Raw genomic sequence first — 23,804 nt, 5'->3', positions numbered from 1 at the left:
ATTTATGTCTTTAACTTTATCATAAGAACAGAGGAATGAAAACTATTATCCTAAAAACCTTCTTTCATATCAGCCCTTAAAGAATACCTTCACAAGATTTGGTTAGGCTAAGGTGAGGAGGTGATACTATGAAGGATCAAGTAGATCTGGGCAATTTAACATCAAAAGAAATCGGTAATTTAATGACAAAGCCGCTGGTGGATCGAGGCAAAGAGCTTGCCAAAATACAAAACGGAAATCAGGAAGTCGACTATGGAGATTTACCCTCCAGAGCGCTGACTTCTCTGGGAAAGCAAGCTGTCAATGATCAGATCGATCAACATCAGGAATAAGATGTAAAAGCACTGAAAAAGTAAGACCTTAGAAACTAATTCTAAGGTCTTGGTTTTCAATGGTTCTTTATTTATTGTCATCATATTTGAGCACTGCTGTAAACGCTTCCTGTGGGACTTCCACCGTGCCGAACTGTCTCATCCTCTTCTTTCCCTCTTTCTGCTTTTCAAGCAGCTTTTTCTTACGGGAAATATCTCCGCCGTAGCACTTTGCAATGACGTCCTTACGATAAGCCCGCACCGTCTCTCTGGCAATGATCTTCTGCCCGATAGCCGCTTGAATAGGAACTTCAAACTGATGCATAGGAATAATTTCTTTCAGCTTTTCACAAACAAACTTTCCTCTTGCATAAGCTTTGGATTCGTGTACAATCATAGAAAAAGCATCTACCAGATCTTTGTTTAACAGCACGTCCAGCTTGACCACCTGAGAGCGTTCATACCGGATAAATTCGTAATCCAAAGAGCCGTATCCTCTGGTCTTGGATTTTAAGGCGTCAAAAAAATCATAAATGACTTCATTGAGCGGCATTTCATAGTGAAGCTGCACTCGGGTCTCTGTAATGTATTCCATGTGGATCATTTTTCCCCGCCTGTCCTGACAGAGCTCCATGATAGCGCCCACATACTCTTTCGGAATCATAATATCTGCCTTGACAATAGGTTCTTCGATATAAGATATCTCCGTAAGCTTTGGCAGATTGGACGGATTCTGAATCATCTGAATCTCACCATTATTTAAGACCACCCTGTAAATTACGCTTGGTGACGTAGTGATAACGGCCAGATTAAATTCTCTTTCCAGCCTTTCCACAATAATCTCCATATGGAGAAGTCCCAGAAATCCGCATCGAAAACCGAATCCCAAAGCCTGCGAAGTTTCTGCTTCAAAATTGAATGCGGCATCGTTTACCTGAAGTTTCTCCAGTGCATCCTTGACATTTTCATATTTTTCACCCTCCGCCGGGTATATGCCGCAGTAGACCATGGACTGAACCTTTTTATATCCGGGCAGCGATTCCTCCGTAGGATCCGCATCAAGGGTAATGGTGTCTCCCACCCTGGCATCAGCCACCTGTTTAATGCTGGCACAAATATATCCTACCTCGCCGGCTCTGAGCTCCTTGCAGGCCACCGGCCCCGGAGAGCATACGCCGACCTCCGTGACCTCATACTTTTTCTTTGTATTCATCATGCGGATCATATCGCCTTTTTTCACTCTGCCGTCAAATACCCGGGTGTAAATAACAACGCCCTTGTAGTTGTCATAATACGAGTCAAAAATCAACGCCTTGAGCTTTCCTTCTATGCTGCCGGAAGGAGCGGGAACCTGAGCCACAATAGCTTCAAGCAAGTCTTCAATCCCGATTCCCTCTTTTGCGGAGACAAGCGGTGCATTTTCTGCATCTATACCGATGATGTCCTCGATTTCCAATTTTACTTCATCCGGTCTTGCACTGGCCAAATCAATCTTATTCAAAGTAGGAATGATCTCCAGATTTTCATCCAGAGCCAAATAAACATTTGCCAGCGTCTGAGCTTCCACTCCTTGGGTTGCATCTACGATCAGCACGGCTCCTTCGCAGGCAGCCAAACTCCTTGAAACCTCATAAGTAAAGTCCACATGACCCGGAGTATCGATTAAATTAAAGATATATTCCTCACCATTCTTGGCCTTATAAACAAGCCGGGTGGTCTGTAGCTTAATCGTAATTCCTCTTTCACGCTCTAAATCCATGTTGTCCAAAAACTGTTCCTTCATGTCTCTATGCGCCACTAATCCAGTATTCTCAATAATTCTGTCGGCTAAAGTGGATTTACCGTGATCTATATGTGCAATAATGCTAAAATTTCTTATATGTTTCTGGTATGAGTCCATACTTCCTCCTCAATCATAATAAGTCTCTCTATATCCTTACTATTATAATTGATGTTGCCATGAATTTCAATTATTAATCCAATTTAAAAGCCGCTCATTATTCACTCTCACAGTAAGCTCATAGCCCAGTGCAAGGCTGTCACCGGGCTCTTCTACATTTACTTCACTTAAAGTCATATCTATAGCCGGAGCATACCCTGCCATATGACCGCTTCTCATATCTACTGTCAACACACCGGCAACTCCCCCAACAACAAGAAGGAAGATCAAGGCTCCTCTGAAAAATGTTCTCATCTTTTGTAACCCCTGTCTCATAGGGTCTATTTACTGCATGATAAATGCTCCTGCTAATTGCTGTGTTCTTTAATAACGGCGGCAATCACATCTGCAAAATACTTGGCACATGCATCCGATTCTCTGATGTTATTTTCATTGTTTCCAATTTCAAGCAGCAGCTGATAATCCGAAACATATTGATTGAATTTATATGCCTTCTCGATGATTCTTCCGCCATATCCGGGATACAGTTCCTCGGCTTTCTTGTTTACTGTATTTGCAAATATTTTCAGCTTTTCGGCATTTGGATTTCCATTGCCGACCACCAGATTATATTTTGCAACAGTTTCTCCGTTAACGATAGTTGTTTTTCCTGCTCCTCCTGAATATCCTGCAGCATCCCTATGTAAATCTATGACCACTGCCGCATTCGGATACTTGGCCAGCAGATTCTTAATGGTTTCCAAAGATCTGCTGTAAGATTGATTATAAGAAGGATTATCGTGAATCGTTTTGTCATGAACGACCTGAATTCCCTGCTTTTCCAGTGCCTTCGTCAATACGTTTCCCACCTCTCTTACCGTTCCTTCTTCCGGAAGGACGTGGAAATTGCCGTCCGAAGCCGGTTGATAAGATTCCGTCGCATGTGTGTGATAAATAATGACAAGCGGTTTACTGTTGTCAATATTTATGGTCTGCGGTGATGGATTTACAGGGTCTTGAGTATCGACTACTGCCGGAGCATCAGCCGCCGGTACCTCCTGTGCGGCTGTACTGTCTGCAGCCCCGCTGTCTTCCTGTACGTTTTCTGTTTCATTTTTCTGCTGTTCCTCAGGAGTATCCTGCCTTTCCGCTCCTCTGCTTCCTACCATCAATGCTCCTGATAAGCACATCTTACCCACGTCTGCCTCTGTCAATTGAAAGTCTCCGTCGTTGCCTTTTTCCATGCTTCGTACAGTTACCACAGTCGTCATCACAAATACTGCTATACCCAATGTGAGCAATCGTTTTCCCTTCATTTTTATCCCCCATTCAAGGCGCAGCTCTGGCTTTTATTAAGCTCGCCCTTATGAATATATGCCGGGATGAAGCGTAATATTAATTCCATTTGCAATTATGTCCGAAAAATCCTTTATGACCTGGTCAATATCGGTGGAGGTTACAATCATATCCTGTCCGTTTTGTTCGATATAGTTTTCCACCTCTACCGGATTTTTAATATAACCTTCCAGGGCATCAATGATCAGTGTACTGGAATCTATGACAGTGGGAACTCCCACGGATATAACCCGGTGACCCAGAGTCTGCTCATTCAGCATAGTTCGGTGATTTCCCATGCCGGCTCCCGGAGAAATACCCGTATCATTGATCTGTATGGTCGTACTGATACGTCCTATATTTCTTGCCGCCAGAGAGTCCACCACTAAAACGATTTCCGGATTGACCAGATCAGCTGCCTTTTTTATCAGATCAGCCGTTTCCATCCCGGTGGAGCCCATTACTCCCGGTATAAAACCGCTGACACAAGCCTGCTCCTCATCCCCTTCTGATTCATAAATAATAAACCAGTGTCTGGTCACTCTGACCTTGGAGACGGTATAAGGGCCTAAAGAATCCGGCGTTACCTTATCATTGCCCAGACCAATGACCAGAACCTTTAAATAGTAATGAAAGTGTATCAGCTGTTTAAGCTCTTCTGCCAAAGCCTTGGAAGCACGAGCCTTTAACTCTTCTTCCCCGTCTATTAGCCCGTCCACCTCTATGGTAATATAATTTCCGGCGGGTTTTTGCAAGATGGCTTCGCCTCTGGCATCCAATACTTTAATACGGGTCGCTTTTATGGCTTCATCATATTCAACTTTTTCCATTTGAACACCATCAATGTCACCGGTCTGTCCTCTTTCTTCATCGTACATCTCAACATTTTCTATTGCTAAGTCCGTTCTATACTTCACCGTTTTCACCACTTTCCTCAATTTTCTAAGTTTTTCTATCTATATTGATTTTTCCCTTGCAATTTATATTTTATTCATATATACTGGTGGTTGCGAAATATTTGCAATTTCTTACGCATAAGGCATAAGAAAGCGAACAAATTAAGTATAAAGTGGGGTGAATTAACATGGCAAATATTAAATCCGCAAAGAAAAGAATCTTAGTAATTAACAAGAAATCTGCAAGAAACAGACGTATCAAATCACATTTAAAGGCAATCTTAAAGAATTTTGACGCTGCTATCGCTTCCGGCGATATGGATACAGCAAAAGAAAAGCTTACTTTAGCAGAAAAGAAGCTGATGCAAGCTGCAGCGAAGCATACTATTCATAAGAACGCTGCATCAAGAAAGGTTTCCAGATTAACGAAGAGATTCAATAAGGCTCAGTAAGTCTCACCCGTCCCCACCATGGGTAAGTTAAACCCATAGATTGAGAATTTAAAAACAATCAAAAAACCGCTGGATGTGTCTCCCAGCGGTTTTTATTTTCTTATCGCATCATTTGTGCTTTTTTATTATCTTTTTTATTATAATTATAAATCTTTTTATTATTCCAGTTTATTCTACTTTAGTCCTGCATGCTCACATTATTCCTAAACTCACTGGGCGTCATATGCCTCAGCTGAACAAAGTTTCTTCTAAAGGTTTTTACCGTATTATAGCCTACTCCAATGGCAATATCGGTAATTTCCATATCCGTCTCAATAAGAAATTCACATGCTTTGTTGATTCTTGTCAAATTTAAAAAATCATAAAAGTTTTTTTCTACCTGCAAAAGCAAGGCTTTGTTTAGTTCAATCAGCGATATATTAAACGTATCCGCAACAGAATGTGCGGTTAAATCCTCGGAAAAATTTCTTAAAATGTATTCAACAATTTTATAGTCCTGCTTTGTTTCCCTTATCTTTCCTACATGCAGTACTTTTCCGTAGGTTTTCCTATAGTTTCCGATCTTATCATCCATTCTGGCAGAAAATACCTTTGATATATGCGCAGCATCTACATACCCTACGATAGAAGCCAGCTCTTCCAGCGTAAAGTCTGTATACAGCAAATAATTTATGGTCTTCGTCACTCTCATTTCATTGAGCAGCTCATTAAACGATAATCCTGTTTTTTCCAATATGTATTTACTGATGGAGGACTTGCTCATATAAAACTGCTTTGATAATTTATCCAACGTCATCTTATCACTTAAGTGCATATAAATATATCTTAAAATTAATGCTCTTGGATCTCCGGGCTCTGCCAGTACCTTTGGCACCATCCGATTGGCATCTGTCTCTCTGCAAAAAATGGTGATAATCTGTGCGACCAAGGTGCAGACCAAGATCTCATGATAGCTTTCATGCTCCATTTTTTCCATAACGGATTCAATTCCGACCTCTTCTTTAATTTTAGAAAAAATGATTTCAATTTCGTTTCTGGCATGATCATTTAACGTGATCACCGGCGTCACTTCCAATTTTTTCAATATGGGCATTTCGCCTGTATTTTCAACAACAATGGAGTGGAGCATATTGGCTACCACCTCATAATTGTACTTGATGATTTCATATTGCAGCGGTTCTTCTACTTCAATGACTTCCGTGCAATCCCAAGGGAGAATGGATAATAAACAGTTTTTGCCAACCTCATACAATTCCGTATCCACCATAAATTTTGCCTTGCCCTTTCTCACATAAAGAAACCGGGGACTCTGGTGATATAAAGCATGGGTCTTTTCATCAATTAACTCATAATCAAAGGAGCAGATCCTCTTTATATCGAGATTTGAACAATATTGTGATTGAAATTCCGCAATTTCCTGCATCATCATCTTCCTTTCTGCAAAACACTGAAAATATCCCGCTCAGCGGTTTCGCCAGAACGGGATACTTTACAATAAATATATTTGTAACCAATTTTTTATGCAAAAGTAAGAACTGTTCCGGTTTTTCCTTCCAGTGCTTCTAAAGATTTGTCAAGAGACGTAATAATAGCCTTCTTTGATGGATTTGCTCTGACAAACTTCATGGCAGCTTGAACCTTTGGAAGCATGCTTCCAGGGGCAAATTGTCCTTCCTCCACAAGCCTTGAAGCTTCCTCCAATGTCATGTGGCTCAGATTCTCCTGATTTGGCTTATTAAAGTTGATAGCAACCTTTTCAACCTCTGTCAGGATCATCAGACAATCCGCTTCCACCTGTTCTGCAAGAAGCTCTGCTGCAAAATCCTTATCGATTACGGCAGCAACCCCTTCCAAAATACCGGTATCTTTTTCTACGACAGGAACTCCGCCGCCGCCGCAGGTAATCACGATCGTGGAATCCCACAGCTTTTTGACTGCATCAATTTCTACTATCCTTTTAGGAAGAGGAGAAGCAACTACTCGTCTGAAGCCTCTGCCCGCATCTTCCTTCATCACATACCCTTTTTCCTGCTCCTGTTTCTTTGCTTCCTGTTCGTTATAGAACTGGCCAATCGGCTTCGTTGGATTCTGAAAGGCAGGATCTGCTCCGTCTACGATCATCTGTGTTGCCAGAGCAACTACCGGAATATTCTTGTTTCTTAAGTTCAGTGCATATTTTAAGCACTGCTGGATGTGATACCCGATATATCCCTGTGACATAGCCCCGCACACATCAAACGGCATAACAGGAGTAACCTCCTTGGCTGTTTCATAGGCTTGAAGAATTCTTCCTACCTGCGGTCCATTTCCATGAACAATAGCTATTTCATATCCTCTGCAGCTTATTTCTGCAATATGCTCGCAGGTTTTCTTTACTACCTCAAGCTGTGCTTCTGCTGTTGCCGGACCATTGCCTGACTGTAGGGCATTTCCGCCTAAAGCTATGACTAATTTCCCCAAACTTTTTTCCATATATTTCTCCTTCATGCACTTATATTAGTTCTGTCTGCCGATTGTAGCAACCATAACAGCCTTGATCGTATGCATACGATTTTCAGCTTCATCAAATACCTTAGAATATTTGCTTCTGAACACCTCGTCGGTTACTTCTCTGATGTCATATCCTGCATCCTTCTGAGTTTTTGCCATTTTTGTCTCAAAGTCGTGGAAGGACGGTAAGCAGTGCAAGAAGATCACGTCTTCATTTCCTGTTTCTTTTATCATTTCTTCTGTTACTTTATACGGAGTCAACATTTTAACCTTTTCCGGAATCTGTGCTTCTTCTCCCATAGAAGCCCATACGTCTGTATACAGCACGTCTGCTCCCTTTAAGCATTCAGGTGTGCTGCAAAGTTCAATTTTAGCACCTGTTGCTGCCGCCACTTCATGAACCCTTGCCAGGATGTCCTTGTCAATTTCATCAAGCAGAACCTGTGGACCGTACGCTACATAATGCATGCCCATTTTGGCGCATCCGTACATCCACGCATAGCTCATATTGTTTCTTACATCGCCGCAGAAAACAACTTTCACTTTGTTTAACGGTTTTGCCACATGTTCCTCAATGGTCAAAAGGTCAGCCAGAATCTGAGTTGGATGATCTACGTCCGTTAATCCATTCCATACCGGAATTCCTGCATATTTAGCCAAATCCTCTACTAATGCCTGATCGTACCCTCTGTATTCAATCCCATCAAAGAATCTGCCAAATACTTTTGCAGAATCTTCTACGGATTCTTTCTTACCAAACTGTGAACTGTTTGAATCTAAGAACGTAACATGACCGCCCTCATCTAAACAAGCCACTTCAAATGCACATCTTGTTCTCGTAGAAGTCTTCTCAAAAAGAAGTACAATATTTTTTCCTTTTAAAGCATCCCCTTGAATGCCTGCACGTTTCTTAGCCTTCAAGTCGTGGGACAGGTCTAGCATGTATCTGATTTCTTCCGGGGTAAAATCCATTAGTGTTAAAAAACTTCTTCCTTTAAGATTCACTGCCATATTTTTTTCTCCTTTTTTTCTTTTTATTTTCTTAATATAGATTGACTATTCTCTGACAAGTGGCATGCTCATGCAGCGCGGGCCGCCTCTGCCTCTTGATAATTCAGCACTTGGAACTTCCAGCACATTCACATTGTACTCTCTCAGCAATTTATTGGTTACCGTATTTCTCTGGTATGTCACAATTTTACCAGGAGCAATGCAAAGGGTGTTGGATCCGTCATTCCACTGCTCTCTTTGAGCAGCAATCAAATCTTCTCCGCCGCACTTTATAAGAGTTATTTTATCAATTCCCAGATATTTTTCAAGAATTGTCTCTAATTTTTCTTCTATTTTCTTTACGGCCAGTTCATCACTGCCTTCGCCGCGCTTAATTTCATAAACCACCAATGGTCCTAAAATGCCCGGATGTACCGTAAATTTATCCACATCGATCTGTGTGAAGACCGTATCCAAATGCATGAATGCTCTGGATACAGGAATGTCGAAAGCAAGAATGGTATCTATAACCGCATTCTTATTTGAAAAAATATTTTTAGCGAGCACTTCAACTGCCGCTGGTTCTGTTCTCTGTGAAACACCGACAGCCAAGACTTTATCATTCAAGTTTAAAATATCTCCGCCTTCCACATGATACTGCTCATAACGGTTGTAGAGCATGTCAACTTTATCTTTATAATCAGGATGGTATTTAAATATATATTCTCCGTAAATCGTCTCTCGGTTCCTAGTCTGGGAATACATTCGGTTCACGCTTACACCGTTTCCTATGCAGGCAAACGGATCTCTTGTAAAATAAAGGTTTGGCATCGGATCGATAATCAGCTTATCCGGTGTGTTCATCAGATCCACTAAAGAATCCGTTGAGGCATTTGCCGGCTTCCATCCCAGCTCTCTCAATACGATTCCTTCCATAGATTTCAGCACCATTTCTTTTTTATTGTCATTATGCCGGAGCATGAACTGATAGATCTTTTCCGTTTGCTTCCTTGTGCTGACACCAGCCTCTTTGATCCATTGATATAGGAATTGATCTCTGATTTCATCGCTTAAATTCAGTACATCTGCCATCAAATCTTCCAAATATACTACTTCAACACCGTTGTCTCTTAATATCTGGGCAAAGGCATCATGCTCTGCCTGAGCAACCTCCAGAAAAGGTATATCATCAAACAATAATCGATCCAGCGTATCCGGAGTCAGATTTTCTAACTCTTTACCGGGACGATGCAGCAATACCTTCTTTAATGGTCGAATTTCACTTTTAACATTAATTACCATTAAGCAGCCTCCTAAATCCTTTTAACCACCTTTCAACGATAACAGAATGTATCATTAAAAAGCTTCCAATTATAATACCATCATGCGCATGTATTTTCTATCACAATCTCATCATACCTAAAATTCATTTCAGATGTGTGAATATAAAACTCAAATATTTTGTATTTTTCCTTTCTATTTTATTCCATGGCCATTTATATTTATATTTTTAATGATAATTGGGAATTTTGATAAACTGTTACTTATACTTATATTAATTTTATTTGATGATTAAATAACCAAATGCATAATATTAAAATATACATAATGTTTTTAATTTTTTGTCCCTTTAGAATCTTTTTCTTAATTTTCTAAATCTTATAATCAAATTATACAAATAATCCTGACCCATTGCAATACTTTAGTTATATACTTGTCTAAAAAAAATATTCCTCTTATTTTCACTTTTTTTATAACGCCCTCTTACATGGCGATCTGCCCCGTCACCAGCAAATATATCGAGAATATTGCACCCAGAATAATAAGTCCTGCCACAATAAGATCTTTTTTGCTGAATACTCGCTCACAGCCGTTTTCTTTTCTTGCCTTGGCGTAAAAATACATTCCGAGAATGTATACCGTAAAGCACAGCAGGAAATATTCCAGACCGGAAGCATAAATTGCCCATGCAAAGAAAATACAACCTAAAACCCCAATAAGAAGCTGAACATTTTCATGTCTCTGATACGAAAATTTTACCTGATACATCGTTACCATAATCCACGTTACAAAGATGGCCGCCGTGCAAAGAGAATAAGCAAAGTTATATGCCTTTTCTGTAAACAACAGGGTAAAAACAAATAGCTGAGTCAGTATGGTCATAAATACCAGGGAAAAGGTCGGAGAATTTGCACAGTTGACTTCTCCGAATTTTTTGGGAAGAAGATTTTGCTTGGCCATGAGCAATGTTGTCTCTGCCGGGAGCATAGTCCATGACAGCCAACATCCAAATATGGAAATAATCAGACCAATGTTGATCATGGCGGCTCCCCAAGGACCTACGAGCTCTTTTAAAATGTATCCCATGGACGGCTGACCGAATTGAACGATGGTTTGTCGATCCATTAACCCATAGGGCAGCAACGATATTAAAATATAAATAATAAGTAATCCAATCAAGCCCAAAACGGTAGATTTTGCTGCCACCGCTTTTGTTTCGGCTCGGTCTGCCATCATGGCAGCCCCTTCAATACCGACGAACACCCACATCAAAACCATCATACTGTTTTGAATCTGGCTGAAAACACTTTTCACTTCAAAATTTCCGGACAGCGTTCCCCAGAAATTTGCTGTAAAAATATCGGCTTTAAAAGAGATAATAGCAATAATTGTAAAAATAAGCAAAGGAACGATTTTGCATACAGTAACTATAATATTGATAACCGCAGCGCTTTCAATCCCTTTATTCACAAGGAAACACATGAACCATAAAATGATGCTTGCCACGATAATGGATAAAAGATTCTGTCCGCCAGAAAAGACAGGGATAAAATATCCCACCGCACTCATCATCATGGTCGCAAAAGCAACGTTTCCAAGCCAAGCGGAAAGCCAATATCCCCATCCGCTGATAAATCCGCCAAAGGGACCAAAACCAGCTTCGGCATAGCTGAACACACCGCTTAACTCCGGTCTCTTTGCAATCAGATTGGTAAGCGAAAGGCACAGCATGAGAACGCCCAAGCCTACAATAAGCCACGCGATAATGGCGGCTCCGGGACTGGCGCTTCCCGCCATATCCGAAGAAATACCGAAAATTCCGCTTCCTATAGAGGAACTGATGACCATAGCAACCAAGGCTACGACCCCTAATTTTTTTGAATGATCTGACATAAAACAATACCACCTTTCTTTTTTGCTTAAGCTTACCGAAGTTTTACTTAAGCTTCTCTCAATAGTTTGATAATTACCCTGCTATTATATTGAATACGGAATTTTTTCGGCTTCCTATTCAGAAAAAATTTTTTGTATTTAATCTTTTTCTTTTTTTCCGTAAAATATACCAAAAAAGGTTAAAAAAAGGCCTTCTCCATATGGAGAAGGCCTTTCCTATAGCGCAAATTTGAGTTTATTTATACAAGATTTCTAACAATTCTGAGCACATCGCTGAATACGCCATAGCCTGTTTGCAGCAATTCCGGATCGTGTTCAATGATCGTAAGCTTCCCCATTAAATCCGTCGTGATCTGCAAAACGGAAGAGGTTCCGGAGATCACAGACAGGAGACTTCCTTTTTCTACTAAGGTAGGCTTAACCGACGCTTTTACTTTTCCGTCTGTTCGTGTACCCGTACACAGGAGCTTGATCACCTTTCCCTGGCTTTCCGCTTTTTGGATGTCTTTTAATGTAATGTTTTCAATCCCGGTCCTGTCTACCTCTTTCGGCGTTATATCAGCCTCCATCAGTACATTCAGCAGTGCCGTCACCTTTGCCGCAGCATCCCACCCTTCGATATCCATGGAGGGATCCGCCTCTACAAAGCCGATTCGCTTTCCCTCTTCTATAACGTCGTCATAGGCCTTGCCCGTTGCAAGCTCCTCCAGAACATAATTGGTCGTGGTATTTAAAATGCCGTTCACTTCAGTAACCTTGCAGAATTTTAGTGTCTCGTCCTTTAAGTTAAAAATCGGTGTTCCGTCCATAACCGTGGTCTCATAATAGAACTGAACCTTCATTTTTTCCGCCAGTTCTTTTAAATCTTTATAATGCCAAGCGATAGGGCCTTTGTTGGCCGACACCGCATGTTTTCCTCTTTCCATGGCTCTTCTCAAGTGATCCGTCGCCGGCTGCCCCGTAAAGATATCCAGCGGAGTCATTTCAACAATCACGTCATATTCCCCTTTTTCTACGAACTCCAGGGAGGTCATTTCACAGTAATTTTTCCCGTCTTTATCAAAATGACCTGCCTTTTCCAGCTCTGACCACGCCTTTTTCAGATCAATGCCTTCCGGATTGTATAGGCTTCCCCGGGAACCGGTAGTAATTCCGGTAACGATAATATCGCATTCCATACTCCCCTGTATCTCCTGCTTTTTTTCTTCTAAAATTTTGGCAAAGGCTCTTCCCGCATTGCCAAACCCTAAAAGTCCTAATCTTAATGTTTTCATTTTATCCCTCTCTTTCTATTTTTTCCTGTTCATCGGATTCAACCGTTGATCGGTTCTTTTCTTTTTTTATCACATCAAAAAAATTGATAATAACCATTGCAATGATAGCAAATCCCATAAACCCTTCTATCGGAAACATAAAAGAGACCACATTGGTAAACCCTATAAGACCGCAGAAGAACCCTGCCCATGCGATTAAAATAATTTTTAAGGTTCTATGCTTTTGAGATTTCATTTTCGTCGTAAACCCATAATAATTGCTGGTGGCAGAAGCATAAATAGCAAACAGCAGCACACAAGTATACACCAGGTTTACGCCCTTTGAAACTTTAGCCGAGTAACCAAGCATGGGCATATCCATTGCCTGAGAAAATCCCATATCCGTAAACATGGCAGTTCCCAACACAAAGGCCAGCAATCCCAAAAATATAGCTCCAAGAGCAGTTCCGGCAAAAGCATGCCGGTCATTTTTGGCATTTACAGAAGCCGTAGCCACGATGGGAACCAATGCCAACACGTTATAAGAGATGTACTGCATGGCCGATACGAACCAGTTCGGCGTCAGAGGACTGACCGTGATTTCGGCTTGCTGGGGAGCTTCCGGCAGATCCATAAAAATCACCATCAGACATACGGATACGACCACGACTACCAAAACCGGCATAATAAATCGAAATACCCTTGATACCCTCTCAAACCCACCGATTACCGTCAGAATCACCAGGAAGATGATAACGGCTCCTCCCAGAATTCTGCTCTGCCCGAACTGCTGATAAAATAAAGCGCCTCCGGCAGCAGACATGGTGATAAGAACAGTAAAAAGCATGACAGCCATAAAATAGCCCACAGCATCCACCATCTTAGGATGATCTCCGGGTACAATAATCTTCCCCATATCGTTGGTAGCAAGCGTTCTTGCGATTTTACTGGTCATCATGCCGATCATCATGAACATCACGCCGATTACAAGAATTCCGATATATCCTTTCTCTCCAAAAACACAAAAAAACTGCCAGATTTCTCTCCCTGATGCAAATCCGGCACCCATAATTGTTCCTACATACATGAAAGCAACGCTTAAAAACCCTAGCTTACGATTTTCGTCCATTTTTTGTACATCCTTTAATTCCCTTGTGAATACAATATTTATGATAAACCTATTCTATCATTTAAAAATAGATTTTACAATTACACTTTACAGAACGAGAAAGGAGAGTATGCGTATTTATTATAAATACGTCATAAAATGATTATGAATCAAGATTATAACGTAATGAAAATTCCTGTTGCCGGCTATCTGGAAACAGATTTTTACCGCATTTTAGAAATACTTTACGATGATTTTACTATTATAAGCAACACCGGTGTTATAGAAAGTGTCCTTCCAAAATTTGAAGCAGTTTATGGGATACCCATTGATAAAGCCATCGGTTCCACCATTATGGAAATGGAAGAAGCAAAAATCTTTAATCCCTGTGTCTCTATGGTGGTTCTTCGTACCTTGGAGCCGGTTACCATGCTGCAGCGCACCATAAACGGAACCTTTCTTATGTGTACCTCTATTCCGATTTTAAATGAAGATGGAACCCTGTATAAAATAGTAAGCTATACCCGTGATTCCGAAAAATACGAACATCTAACGGAAGAATATGAGAATTTGCAGCGCACGCTAAAAGCCTATGATATTGAACTGTCCAAGCTTAGAAAACGGTTTAAGCGGGAATATCCCATCATCGGCTCCAGCCCGCAGATCCAAAACAGCATTTATCTGGCAGAAAAATACGCCGGTTTTGATGCGAATCTCCTGATTACCGGAGAATCGGGCGTCGGTAAAAATTTATTTACCAATCTGATCCACCAAAACAGTAAGCGAAAAAGTAAGCCCTTGGTCTCTATCAACTGTGGAGCTATTCCGGAGAATTTACTGGAATCCGAATTCTTTGGTTACGAAGCCGGTGCCTTTACCGGAGCCAGCAGCAGCGGAAAAGAAGGCTTGATACAGCTCTCCCATGGCGGAACTCTCTTTCTGGATGAAATAGGCGAATTGCCTCTGCGCATGCAAGTCAAGCTTTTAAAGGTCATTCAGGAAAAAAAGGTTATGCCTGTAGGCGGGACAAAAGAAATTTCTGTTGACTTTCGATTGATTACGGCTACGAACAAGGATTTAAAGCAGATGATTCGTGAAGGAAAATTCAGAGAAGACCTGTTCTATCGTTTAAATGTTTTGACGCTCCACATTCCCTCTCTTAGAGAAAGAAAAAGCGATATTTTTTCATTAGTAGATTATTTCTGTAAAAAGTTTAAGGAACAATATCATGTGACCCGTTCCTTCTCCAGCAAGGCCATGGAATACTTGGAAAGTTATTCTTGGCCCGGCAATATACGCGAACTGGAAAACACCATAGAGCGGGCCGTTCTTACATCAGATAATATGGTCATAACAGAACAGGATCTTCCCGTTATCTTTCAGCCCGACGAAATCAGCCTTTCCGCCCTGTCTCAGGAAAAAACTCTGAAAGAAATCCTTCAGACAGTAGAAAAAACAGTGCTTCTGAATACATACAAAAAATATAGGACGACCACCGGAGTAGCTAAAGCCCTTGGGATCAGTCAGCCTTCAGCCTCACTAAAATTGGAAAAATATTTGGACAGAAATACTAAAATCAGTTCTTCTTTTTAAAATTCTATATGATCTGAGGCTTACAATAGGCTCAGCCTCTTAGCGGCATAAAAGAAAAAGGCGAAGTGGAAAAATCCACTCCGCTTTTTACAGGTATACGTTAAAGCGGTGTCTGGGTTAAACACCCTTTAACTTATCTTCTGATCGGACTTATCTGCGTATTCTTCTCCAAACAGCAGCAATTCCCTCTCCTGTGCGGTCACGTCTTTATATTTTCCGCTTGCATATATTGCACAGATCATGCCCGCAATGAACCATACGATTACGAGAGTCCACTCTATTCCTACCAGAGGGCTTGGGCCTAACGGCGTATACAGCCAGAAGAAGAACAAAGCAACAAATATTCCCATAGCGCCAATAAGCTTTGGATAGGCCACCTTATACGGTCTTACCATATTCGGGGCATTCTTTCTCAAGAAAATGAATGCCAGCACCACCATTCCATACATGATAACTACTCCAAAGGAACTGGCATTTACAAACCAGGATAAGGCTTGCTTTCCCAGCAGGCAGGAAAAGGTGGATAAGATTCCGCAAAGGAGAACAGCATTAGTAGGAGTTCCGTATTTTGGATGAATCTTCCCTAAAAAGGACGGGAGCATTTTGGCATGAGCCAGTGAATAAATTACTCGTGCTCCGCCGTAAAGGAATCCGTTCCAACTGGTTAAAATCCCGCAAATAGCACCTACTATGCAGATTTTGCCCCAGAAGGCACTGCCATAAGCATAAGCCATGGAATCTGCTACGGGGATGGAGCCGAACAGACGAATTTCTGTTGGGGCGGACATACAGGTCGCAAAAATCATCAGCATATACCAGAGAGCCGCCGCACAGATCGATAAAATCAACAGCTTTGGAATTTTCTTCAGCGGCACATTCATTTCACCTGCCGACTGCGGTATGACATCAAACCCCACAAACATGGCCGGAACCATGAGAAGAACAGAAGCGAATCCTTCCATATTTGTAAAAAACGGTTTTGTATATTCAGGATTTCCTTTTGTTATGCCGCCCAGTACAAATAGAGCCCCCACTAGAATCAGCCCCAGAGTTGCCACGGTCTGGAAAACGGCTACCTGCTTTGCCCCCCTGTAATTAGCATAGGTAATAAGGATCGAAGCGATTACAGCGACTGCTGCCCACGATACATACACATCATAGCCCTGAATCGTCCACAAATATCCAATCTTTTTAATTGGTGCAACATAATCTATAGCGGTTGCAAAAGCAGGGCCTTCCCAAGCCGCCACACCAATATAGGCAAAAGCGGTTGCTAATCCTGCAATAACAGACGGCCAATAGCCCATGGCCTTATAGCTGAATACGACGCTTCCTCCTGTACACGGGATCGCAGGCGTCAGTTCCGCATAGGCCATTCCAACAAAAATACAGAGCACCGCGCCGATTACATACGCCGTAATTGCACCCAGCATGCCTGCACTTGCCGCCCACTGCCCGGACAGCATGATCCATCCCCAGCCAATCATTGTTCCAAATGCCAATGCTAAAACGTCTTTTGTGGAGAATGCTTTTACTAATTTTTGACTTTCATTATCCATACACATTCTATCCTTTCTTTACTGCGCATTCGGCTTGATTCCGGCAATCGTTTTAGCCAGTTCTTTTTTAGCATTGATATTTCCCTGACGGGATATCATGATTCGCTGAGCCTGCGGCGATCCTGCTCCGTGCATGGATTCTGTCCGGTATCCTACTGCGGAAGAGCCCAGACAAATATTCTCTAAAAATCTTAAAATCCGCATTCTCTCTTCCGTTGTACAAGTCGGAGCTGCCGCAAAGTATTTGTTGCATACATCGCCTATCGTCTCCCCATTCTTTCCGACTACCGTATCCGATTTAAAATCTTTCTCGGACGGCATGGTTACCATCAGGCCGCCGGCTATGTCTTCCGCCAGTCGGACAATTTCATACGGAAATCTGGTTACGTTTTGTTTGCACACATTTGCCAGCAGCAAATCAATCTGATAATTTCCCGCAGCAGTTTTACAGCCTTCCGATGAACAGGCGATTCCGCAGCTATATAAGGTTTCGTTCAGATGGGTCATTTCTATCAGCTTATCCTTGATATGGGAAGCTTTGGCCGCTCCGTTGTAATCGGCTGCAAGTGCTGCGGCTCCGATGACTACATCGCCCACCCCCACCTTACATCCGCCATAGGACTGTCTGTGGTAGCCGGCAAACCGCTCTACCATCATACCGGCAAAATCGTATTCTCCGCATAAGAAGATCCTGTCATTTGGAATAAATACATCATCAAAGACCACTAAGGCTTCCTGTCCCCCAAACTGTTTGTTTCCCAGATCTACATCCGCTCCTTCTTCCAGTTTCCGGGTATCGCAGGACTGTCTTCCATAGATCATGAACAGACCCTCTGCATCGGAAGGACAGGCAAAGGATACCGCATAATCTTTATCCACCTCAGACAGGGCTATCGTTGGCATGATTAAATGCTCATGGGAGTTGATGGATCCTGTCTGGTGGCACTTTGCCCCTCTTACCACGATTCCGTCTTTTTTTCTTTCCACAATTCTTAAATATAGATCCGCATCCTTCTGAGCAGACGGAGAAAGTGCTCTGTCCCCTTTCGGGTCGGTCATCGCACCGTCTACGATCAGATCATTTTCCTGTATATATTTTAGATACTCCACAAAGTTTTTATGGTAGCCGGTTCCGTATTTTTGGTCGATTTCATATGTAGTGGAAAATACCGCATTGAACGCATCCATTCCTACACACCGCTGGAAACAGGAAGCTGTTTTTTGTCCGCACAATCTTTGCATTTTTACCTTTTTTTTCAAATCATCTGTACTCTGGTGCAGATGGGCAAATCGGTTAATGGTCTTTCCCGTCAGATTCGATTTTGCCGTCATCAGGTCTGCATACTGAGGATCCTTAGCCAGATCATAGGTCATGGCCACACAGTTGATAGAAGGCCTGATCATAGGATGATCTACCCAGTTATCAATCTTTTCGCCAAACATATACACTCTTGTTTTCAGCTTTCTTAAGCTCTCTATATATTCCTTTCCGGTCATAAGTGCCATTCTATTTTCCTCCTATCCCACTAATAAAGGTTCTTAAAGATTTCACGAATTTCAGCCTGCGACAGCGGTACATAATTATTGGCTAAAAGTCTCTGCTGGTTCTCTATGGTGCTTTCTGTGAATTCACCAATTTGTTCCTGTGTCATTCCGTATTCCTTCAGCGGTCTTTTACCAATTAATTGACCTAAGAACTTATCAAGCTCTTCATAAACATCCTTCACATCGCACCCCAGAATATCCGCGAAAATTTGGTTGGCCTTTACAATCTTTCCATTCGGACTTTTTCGCACATACATCTTAAATACTTCGGTAAAGAACTGATAGTTTGCTTCTCCATGGGGTACATGGAAGGCTCCGCCAATGCTGTAGGACAAAGCATGAACGGCTGCACAGCCCGCATTTCCAAATGCAATCCCCGCATAATTTGAGGCAATGGCAAAATTCTTTAAATACGGCAGTCTGTTTTCTTTTGTATTCCCCTTTTCCAATATCTTTTTATATCCGTCCATAATCATTTCTATCGCTTTTAAGGAGTACATTTCCGTAAATACAGAAGCTTTTGGGGATAGATAGGATTCAATGGCATGAATTAGTGCATCAATGGAACTGGTAGCAAAAACATAATCCGGAAGTCCGCCCAGAGACTCCGGAATTAAAACGGCGGCATCCGCATACGTTTCTTCCACGGCCAAGCCTTTCTTCGTATGCAGAGACTTTAATTCCGCAATAGCCACATTGGTCACTTCACTGCCTGTTCCACAGGTGGTCGGGACAACGACTAATTTTTTGATTTTTTTAGGTGCTGCTGCTCCTGTAAATAAATCTACGGATTTTTCCGGTACTTCTAATGCTAAGATCTTACAAATATCCACGATCGTTCCGCCGCCAAATGCAACAATCCGGTCAAAATCATATTCTTTGATTTTTTTTGCCATGGCGTCAATCATTTCATCAGAAGGCTCGCCCGATCCGAACTTTTCCTGAAAAATGACATTTATATCAATATCTAACGGTTTGACATACGGTGTATACATCCACTCATTGGTTACCAAAACATCTCTTTTTCCCAGATGAAATTCTTCATTAAATGCTTTAAATGTATCAAAATAGAATATTTTCGGTACTATTCTTAATGCTAACATCCCTTTTCCTCCTTTAATATAAGCAAATTCCGTCTTTATTCGCTTATTTTCTCATTGAAAACGGTTTTTCATGAAATCTTCGTTCAAATTCATATCTTAATTCTTCTTTAACACTTTCGTGTGCAATCTGAATCAGGTTTTTTGCCCTTTCGCGAAGAGTCTTGCCTTTCATTTCAGCAACGCCATTCTCCGTAATAATATAATCAATATCATTTCTGGAGGTGGTCACCGCTGCCCCTTCATCTATGAACGGTACGATTTTGGATAAGATTCGTCCATCCCTCTTTTGCGTAAAGGACGGCATGGCAATAATAGATTTTCCATCCTCTGCCATTGCGGCGCCCCGAACAAAATCCACCTGACCGCCCACTCCGGAAAATTGGCGCTTGCCTATGGTATCTGCTACGATCTGCCCCATCAAATCTGTTTGAATAGCGGAATTAATGGCTACCATACGATGCTGTCTCATTACAACTGCCGGATGATTCACATAATCCACCGGCCGCACTTCTACCTCCGGATTGTTATGAGCAAAATCATATAATTTTTTTGTTCCCATTAAAAAGGTAACCGTCATTTTCCACTTATTTTCCGTCTTATATCTGCCGGTAATGACCCCTTTTTCATACAACTGAATGGTTCCGTCCGCAATCATTTCCGAGTGAATGCCCAGATCCTTTCTGTCACCCAGCATTTGTACAACAGCGTCCGGAATGCCGCCAATGCCCAGCTGCAAAGTGGATTGATCTTCAATCAAGGAAACACAATGCTTGCCAATCGCCATTTCTGTCTCTCCAATCACAGCAGGCTTTGATTCATAAAGAGGTACAGATGCTTCCACTATGTAATCCAATTCTGAAATGTGCACCTTTTCCCCAAAGGTCCTCGGTAATTGGTCATTCATCTGTACAATTACCGTTCCAGCCGATTTCAACGCTTGAAAAGTATAGTCTACAGAAGTTCCCAAGCTGCAATATCCGTTTTGATCCGGCGGCGTTACCTGTGTCATCAGCACATCACACTTCAATTTGCCCTTTCTGATCATAATGGGCACTTCATGAAAAAACATCGGGATAAAATCGGCCATTCCCTCTTCAATCGCTGCTCTTACATTGGCGCTGGCAAAGATGGGACTTGCCGTAAAATGCTCCTTGAGATCAGGCGCTGCATAAGCTCCCGAGCCTAAGCTGACCATATGTTTTATGATGACTCCGTGATAGCTTTCTGCATTGGCAACCATCGCATCCACTAAAACCTTTGGCTCTCCCACAGCATGCCCTAGGAAAACCACATCCCCGTCCTTAATGTGGGATACGGCTTCTTCAGGCGTACAAATACACGTTCGATATTGTTCCTGCCATCCCATTTCAAAGTCCCCCCTTACAGGCTCGCTTTTATAGCATTCTCATAAATCTCCAGCCCTTTATCTACCTGCTCTTCGGTAATGACAAGGGGAGCAAGGAAGCGGATAACATTTCCGTAGGTTCCCGCACTTTCTAACAGAAGTCCATGCTTTACAGCCTCTTGAACGATATTATTGACCAGTTCAACATGTGGTTCCTTTGTTTCTTTATCTTTAACAAATTCGATGCCCATCATACAGCCGATGCCTCTAACATCTCCTATCACGTCGTATTTTTCCTGCCACTGTTTCCAAACGCCCATGACCTTTTCGGATATTCTTAAGGCTTTCCCCGGAAAATCCTCCTTTTCCATAATGTCAATGACCGCTAAAGCCGCAGCACAGGCTAGTGCATTTCCGCAATAGGTTCCGCCTATGGTGCCGGCAGGCACTTTATCCATAATCTCGGCACGAGTGGTCACCGCACTTAAAGGAACACCCCCTGCAATGGATTTAGCTGAGGTAAGGATGTCGGGAGCACAGTCACTTTCAGCCCAATACTCGCTTGCAAACATTTTTCCTGAACGTGCAAACCCGGTTTGAACTTCATCGGCTATTAACAAAATCCCTTTCTCATCACAGATTTTTCTCACAGCCTTTACCCATTCCATCGGAGCCGGAACAAAACCTCCCTCGCCCTGAATCGGTTCTAAAACAACAGCTGCTATGTATTCTGCCGGCGAGCATTCTATAAAGGCCTCCTCCACCTTTTTTACAAAATACTGGATGGCTTCTTCTTCGGTCAAGCCTTTAGGTGCTCGATATAAGTATGGATATTCCACCCGATACACTCCATCCGGGAAAGGCCCCATTCCAATTGCATACGCTTTCTTTCCGGTCATGGCCATGGTCATAAGAGTCCTGCCGTGGAAAGCTCCGCTGAATACGAGAATATTGGGTCTGCCCGTATAAGCTTTAGCAATTTTTACAGCATTTTCATCAGCTTCCGCACCACTGTTTAAAAACATGGTTTTTTTATGACTTCCTCTTACGGGAACTATTTCATTCATTTTCTCTGCCAGCTTAATATAGCCTTCGTGCGTGGTAATGTTCATCATACTATGAAAATACTTTTCTGCCTGGTTCTGCACCGCTTTTATAACGGCCGGTTGACTGTATCCCACATTGGTAACACCTACACCGCCTACCCAATCTAAGAAAAGATTTCCGTCCACATCTTCAAACATGGCGCCTTCAGCCCTTGCCATAACACAGGGATATACACATTTGATTGCATTTGGAATAGAACCTTGTCTTCTCTCAATCACTCTCCTCGCCTTTTCACCGGGAAGCTCTGATGTAATAATTTTAGGTAATGCATTTTTCAGTTCCATTTTTTCTCCTCCATTATTAATGATCACCATACAAAACGGTTGCTAAACCGTTACCGTTTATATTCTATCCAGTGTTTCAGCACGGTGATAGAATGTATGTCTTATAGAAGAGCAAAAAATATGCCAGTATTAAAATCCGGTTTATTATTTTTATAATTTTTAAAATTAGAATTCTTTAGGCCTTCTAAATTCAACAAATATGTTTTCAGCAAAATTTTTTAAAGAATACAGCGCAAAAAAAAACGGAGCCAATCAGCTCCGCATTTTATTAATTTATTAATAAGGGTATTAATAAATTAATACATGACTATCTTATGATCTTTTTTTAAAACAATCCGCCGAATAGCCCTCCGCCCCTGCAATTGTTATTATTGCAGAACAGCAAGTAAAGAACAATTAGAATCAGAATGATATGTCCTGAACCCACGCCGCCGCAGTCATTATTGCAGCTACATTCGTCAAAGCATTTATCTTCTTTACAGTTGCAGTCTCTGAAACAATCCTTTTCACAAAAATTACCGTCGCCCATAGTGCACCTCCATATGTAAGATAATATTATTAATCATACTATGCAAATACCCTGAAATGTGTGCTAAAAGTCGTACTCGTCTTCCTCCAGTCCGCTCCTGTACTCGGATTCATGATTTTCCTCCAGCTCCTCTTCTATATACCCTTCTTCCTCTTCCTCTGCACGAAGAGCATCACTAAAGGAAACCGCATATTCATCCAGCTGATAGTCCAATCCATCATCAAATCCATAGAAATATTCTTCTCCGTTTAATTTTTCCATTCTGGACAGAACCAATGCCTCGAAGAAGGTTACTTTTTGGGCAGTTCCATCCTTTTTAAGGGTACACTCGATCGTACTGTCCGCCACATACCAGTTTCTAAACTTCTCCAACTCTTCCACAAAGCCCACCAGTTCTCTGGTCTCTTCTTCTTCATCTGCCGGTATTAGTCTCAGCATCCCTCTTAATGCCATGCTGACATTTTTTAAAAACGTAAAGGCTTCTGTTCCGTCATCGGGCAGCCCTTCCGAAATTTCATCAAAATAGTTTTCAATCAATTCCGCCAGTATCTTTTTATCCATTTGTGATGCCAGTTCAAAAAGAGCCTCATAAGAAACAGGTGCAGCACACTCCATCAAATCGGCAAAATGCTCAAAATACTGAAATTCCTCTGGACTGTCAATATCCAATAATTTTAATAATTCTTCATAATTCATGTTCACGATCCCTCACTTTAATATTTTAAAAATACATTTAACCCAATATTTGTGGTATAATAATTTCATTAATTAGTATGCGGTCTTGCTACTAAAATTTTTGCTATATTCCATTATAAAATGGGGCATGTAATACATATTATATTAAACAATTA

Annotated in this window: 21 protein-coding genes; 3 read left to right on the top strand and 18 right to left on the bottom strand. The window is 41.7% G+C overall.

Going from position 1 to position 23,804, the window contains the following annotated elements; all coding sequences use genetic code 11:
- Positions 1 to 128 precede the first annotated feature (128 nt).
- Positions 129 to 332, top strand: coding sequence for a hypothetical protein (locus tag EQM06_RS05095; protein WP_128745300.1), 204 nt, complete (start codon positions 129 to 131; stop codon positions 330 to 332).
- Between the two features lie 67 nt (positions 333 to 399).
- Here EQM06_RS05095 and lepA read toward each other — a convergent pair whose 3' ends face one another.
- The 4 genes from lepA to gpr form a co-directional block, all read right to left on the bottom strand.
- A complete protein-coding gene (gene lepA / locus EQM06_RS05090; RefSeq protein WP_128745299.1) occupies positions 400 to 2,211 on the bottom strand; it encodes a translation elongation factor 4 in 1,812 nt (603 codons plus the stop codon).
- Between the two features lie 66 nt (positions 2,212 to 2,277).
- Positions 2,278 to 2,505, bottom strand: coding sequence for a hypothetical protein (locus EQM06_RS05085; protein WP_164914356.1), 228 nt, complete (start codon positions 2,503 to 2,505; stop codon positions 2,278 to 2,280).
- A gap of 53 nt (positions 2,506 to 2,558) precedes the next feature.
- Positions 2,559 to 3,506 carry a stage II sporulation protein P gene (spoIIP, locus tag EQM06_RS05080; RefSeq protein WP_128745297.1) on the bottom strand — a complete coding sequence of 316 codons (948 nt, stop codon included), beginning with the start codon at positions 3,504 to 3,506 and terminating at the stop codon, positions 2,559 to 2,561.
- 48 nt (positions 3,507 to 3,554) lie between these two features.
- The gene (gene gpr / locus EQM06_RS05075) at positions 3,555 to 4,442 is read right to left on the bottom strand and encodes a GPR endopeptidase (protein WP_128745296.1); all 888 of its coding nucleotides are present in this window, start codon (positions 4,440 to 4,442) and stop codon (positions 3,555 to 3,557) included.
- 167 nt (positions 4,443 to 4,609) lie between these two features.
- On the opposite strand from gpr, the gene rpsT reads away from it, so the two are divergent.
- A complete protein-coding gene (rpsT, locus tag EQM06_RS05070; protein WP_128745295.1) occupies positions 4,610 to 4,873 on the top strand; it encodes a 30S ribosomal protein S20 in 264 nt (87 codons plus the stop codon).
- Between the two features lie 178 nt (positions 4,874 to 5,051).
- On the opposite strand, the gene EQM06_RS05065 is transcribed toward rpsT, so the two are convergent.
- The 7 genes from EQM06_RS05065 to EQM06_RS05035 all read right to left on the bottom strand — a co-directional run bounded on the left by EQM06_RS05065 (position 5,052) and on the right by EQM06_RS05035 (position 13,909).
- Positions 5,052 to 6,302 (bottom strand): AraC family transcriptional regulator, encoded by a 1,251-nt coding sequence (locus EQM06_RS05065; protein WP_128745294.1) that lies wholly within the window; start codon positions 6,300 to 6,302, stop codon positions 5,052 to 5,054.
- 89 nt (positions 6,303 to 6,391) lie between these two features.
- Positions 6,392 to 7,345, bottom strand: coding sequence for a carbamate kinase (gene arcC / locus EQM06_RS05060; RefSeq protein WP_230975027.1), 954 nt, complete (start codon positions 7,343 to 7,345; stop codon positions 6,392 to 6,394).
- A gap of 24 nt (positions 7,346 to 7,369) precedes the next feature.
- Positions 7,370 to 8,374 (bottom strand): ornithine carbamoyltransferase, encoded by a 1,005-nt coding sequence (argF, locus tag EQM06_RS05055; RefSeq protein ID WP_128745293.1) that lies wholly within the window; start codon positions 8,372 to 8,374, stop codon positions 7,370 to 7,372.
- A 45-nt stretch (positions 8,375 to 8,419) separates the two neighbouring features.
- Positions 8,420 to 9,655: an arginine deiminase gene (gene arcA, locus EQM06_RS05050; RefSeq protein WP_128745292.1), complete on the bottom strand. Its 1,236-nt coding sequence runs from the start codon at positions 9,653 to 9,655 to the stop codon at positions 8,420 to 8,422.
- A 462-nt stretch (positions 9,656 to 10,117) separates the two neighbouring features.
- Positions 10,118 to 11,527: an arginine-ornithine antiporter gene (arcD, locus tag EQM06_RS05045; RefSeq protein WP_128745291.1), complete on the bottom strand. Its 1,410-nt coding sequence runs from the start codon at positions 11,525 to 11,527 to the stop codon at positions 10,118 to 10,120.
- Between the two features lie 239 nt (positions 11,528 to 11,766).
- Positions 11,767 to 12,801, bottom strand: a complete 1,035-nt coding sequence (locus tag EQM06_RS05040) for a homoserine dehydrogenase (RefSeq protein WP_128745290.1) — start codon at positions 12,799 to 12,801, stop codon at positions 11,767 to 11,769.
- Position 12,802: 1 nt separating this feature from the next.
- Positions 12,803 to 13,909, bottom strand: coding sequence for a YkvI family membrane protein (locus tag EQM06_RS05035; RefSeq protein ID WP_128745289.1), 1,107 nt, complete (start codon positions 13,907 to 13,909; stop codon positions 12,803 to 12,805).
- A 138-nt stretch (positions 13,910 to 14,047) separates the two neighbouring features.
- Between EQM06_RS05035 and EQM06_RS05030 the strand changes: the two genes are divergently transcribed.
- Positions 14,048 to 15,481 carry a sigma-54 interaction domain-containing protein gene (locus EQM06_RS05030; RefSeq protein ID WP_128745288.1) on the top strand — a complete coding sequence of 478 codons (1,434 nt, stop codon included), beginning with the start codon at positions 14,048 to 14,050 and terminating at the stop codon, positions 15,479 to 15,481.
- Between the two features lie 128 nt (positions 15,482 to 15,609).
- Here EQM06_RS05030 and EQM06_RS05025 read toward each other — a convergent pair whose 3' ends face one another.
- The 7 genes from EQM06_RS05025 to EQM06_RS04995 form a co-directional block, all read right to left on the bottom strand.
- A complete protein-coding gene (locus EQM06_RS05025) occupies positions 15,610 to 17,040 on the bottom strand; it encodes an APC family permease (protein ID WP_164914355.1) in 1,431 nt (476 codons plus the stop codon).
- A gap of 18 nt (positions 17,041 to 17,058) precedes the next feature.
- Positions 17,059 to 18,546, bottom strand: a complete 1,488-nt coding sequence (locus tag EQM06_RS05020) for a 4-hydroxyphenylacetate 3-hydroxylase family protein (RefSeq protein ID WP_128745286.1) — start codon at positions 18,544 to 18,546, stop codon at positions 17,059 to 17,061.
- Between the two features lie 20 nt (positions 18,547 to 18,566).
- On the bottom strand, positions 18,567 to 19,688 hold the full coding sequence (locus EQM06_RS05015; protein ID WP_128745285.1) for a 4-hydroxybutyrate dehydrogenase: 1,122 nt from the start codon (positions 19,686 to 19,688) through the stop codon (positions 18,567 to 18,569).
- Between the two features lie 43 nt (positions 19,689 to 19,731).
- Positions 19,732 to 21,054, bottom strand: coding sequence for an acetyl-CoA hydrolase/transferase family protein (locus EQM06_RS05010; protein WP_128745284.1), 1,323 nt, complete (start codon positions 21,052 to 21,054; stop codon positions 19,732 to 19,734).
- Positions 21,055 to 21,068: 14 nt separating this feature from the next.
- Positions 21,069 to 22,424 (bottom strand): aspartate aminotransferase family protein, encoded by a 1,356-nt coding sequence (locus tag EQM06_RS05005; protein ID WP_128745283.1) that lies wholly within the window; start codon positions 22,422 to 22,424, stop codon positions 21,069 to 21,071.
- A 325-nt stretch (positions 22,425 to 22,749) separates the two neighbouring features.
- Positions 22,750 to 22,953, bottom strand: coding sequence for a hypothetical protein (locus tag EQM06_RS05000; protein ID WP_128745282.1), 204 nt, complete (start codon positions 22,951 to 22,953; stop codon positions 22,750 to 22,752).
- 63 nt (positions 22,954 to 23,016) lie between these two features.
- The gene (locus tag EQM06_RS04995; RefSeq protein WP_128745281.1) at positions 23,017 to 23,649 is read right to left on the bottom strand and encodes a hypothetical protein; all 633 of its coding nucleotides are present in this window, start codon (positions 23,647 to 23,649) and stop codon (positions 23,017 to 23,019) included.
- Positions 23,650 to 23,804: the final 155 nt, after the last annotated feature.

This window comes from Aminipila luticellarii, from assembly GCF_004103735.1.
Classification (GTDB): Bacteria; Bacillota; Clostridia; order Peptostreptococcales; family Anaerovoracaceae; genus Aminipila; species Aminipila luticellarii.
The sequence above is the reverse complement of the archived record's forward strand: the minus strand, read 5'-3'. Positions and strand labels throughout refer to the sequence as shown.

Coding starts and splice junctions, on each gene's coding strand:
- EQM06_RS05095 (WP_128745300.1), top strand. CDS start 129: ATGAAGGATCAAGTAGATCTGGGCAATTTAACATCAAAAGAAATCGGT.
- lepA (WP_128745299.1), bottom strand. CDS start 2,211: ATGGACTCATACCAGAAACATATAAGAAATTTTAGCATTATTGCACAT.
- EQM06_RS05085 (WP_164914356.1), bottom strand. CDS start 2,505: ATGAGAACATTTTTCAGAGGAGCCTTGATCTTCCTTCTTGTTGTTGGG.
- spoIIP (WP_128745297.1), bottom strand. CDS start 3,506: ATGAAGGGAAAACGATTGCTCACATTGGGTATAGCAGTATTTGTGATG.
- rpsT (WP_128745295.1), top strand. CDS start 4,610: ATGGCAAATATTAAATCCGCAAAGAAAAGAATCTTAGTAATTAACAAG.
- EQM06_RS05065 (WP_128745294.1), bottom strand. CDS start 6,302: ATGATGATGCAGGAAATTGCGGAATTTCAATCACAATATTGTTCAAAT.
- arcC (WP_230975027.1), bottom strand. CDS start 7,345: ATGGAAAAAAGTTTGGGGAAATTAGTCATAGCTTTAGGCGGAAATGCC.
- argF (WP_128745293.1), bottom strand. CDS start 8,374: ATGGCAGTGAATCTTAAAGGAAGAAGTTTTTTAACACTAATGGATTTT.
- arcA (WP_128745292.1), bottom strand. CDS start 9,655: ATGGTAATTAATGTTAAAAGTGAAATTCGACCATTAAAGAAGGTATTG.
- arcD (WP_128745291.1), bottom strand. CDS start 11,527: ATGTCAGATCATTCAAAAAAATTAGGGGTCGTAGCCTTGGTTGCTATG.
- EQM06_RS05040 (WP_128745290.1), bottom strand. CDS start 12,801: ATGAAAACATTAAGATTAGGACTTTTAGGGTTTGGCAATGCGGGAAGA.
- EQM06_RS05035 (WP_128745289.1), bottom strand. CDS start 13,909: ATGGACGAAAATCGTAAGCTAGGGTTTTTAAGCGTTGCTTTCATGTAT.
- EQM06_RS05030 (WP_128745288.1), top strand. CDS start 14,048: ATGATTATGAATCAAGATTATAACGTAATGAAAATTCCTGTTGCCGGC.
- EQM06_RS05025 (WP_164914355.1), bottom strand. CDS start 17,040: ATGGATAATGAAAGTCAAAAATTAGTAAAAGCATTCTCCACAAAAGAC.
- EQM06_RS05020 (WP_128745286.1), bottom strand. CDS start 18,546: ATGGCACTTATGACCGGAAAGGAATATATAGAGAGCTTAAGAAAGCTG.
- EQM06_RS05015 (WP_128745285.1), bottom strand. CDS start 19,688: ATGTTAGCATTAAGAATAGTACCGAAAATATTCTATTTTGATACATTT.
- EQM06_RS05010 (WP_128745284.1), bottom strand. CDS start 21,054: ATGGGATGGCAGGAACAATATCGAACGTGTATTTGTACGCCTGAAGAA.
- EQM06_RS05005 (WP_128745283.1), bottom strand. CDS start 22,424: ATGGAACTGAAAAATGCATTACCTAAAATTATTACATCAGAGCTTCCC.
- EQM06_RS05000 (WP_128745282.1), bottom strand. CDS start 22,953: ATGGGCGACGGTAATTTTTGTGAAAAGGATTGTTTCAGAGACTGCAAC.
- EQM06_RS04995 (WP_128745281.1), bottom strand. CDS start 23,649: ATGAATTATGAAGAATTATTAAAATTATTGGATATTGACAGTCCAGAG.